At 72.5% G+C, this 345-nt stretch carries 1 protein-coding gene; it reads right to left on the bottom strand.

Features of this window, described 5'->3' with window-relative positions:
* On the bottom strand, positions 1-345 hold a 345-nt coding region (locus AC1DKQ_RS22495), incomplete at both ends, for a CBM96 family carbohydrate-binding protein (RefSeq protein ID WP_476920291.1).

Genomic DNA, 345 nt, shown 5'->3' with positions numbered 1-345 from the left:
CGTACGTCGTGTTGGGCACGGTGCCGCCGGGCAGGGACCCGAGGGTCCCGGAGACCGTGGGCCGGTTGGCGTAGAAGGTGCCGGTTTCGGACCATGAGTCTGTTGCGGCCCGGACGTTGAGCGTGTTGGCGGATCCTGCGGAGGCCAGGCTGGTGGTGCGCAGGCGCAGGCTCGCGCCCGTCAGGACCTGTCCGGCCGGGGCGGCCGGGAACTGGAACCGCAGGACTGCCGTGTTCTCGGGAGAGCCGTAGACGGCGAGCGAGCCGCTGGTGCCAAAGTCCGTGGTGGGCGCCGACGACGAGGTGTAGGTGTCCGCGGCCGGCGCCACCGCCACCACGGTCGGCG

This window comes from Arthrobacter sp. 05L421 (assembly GCF_056397785.1).
The sequence above is the reverse complement of the archived record's forward strand: the minus strand, read 5'-3'. Positions and strand labels throughout refer to the sequence as shown.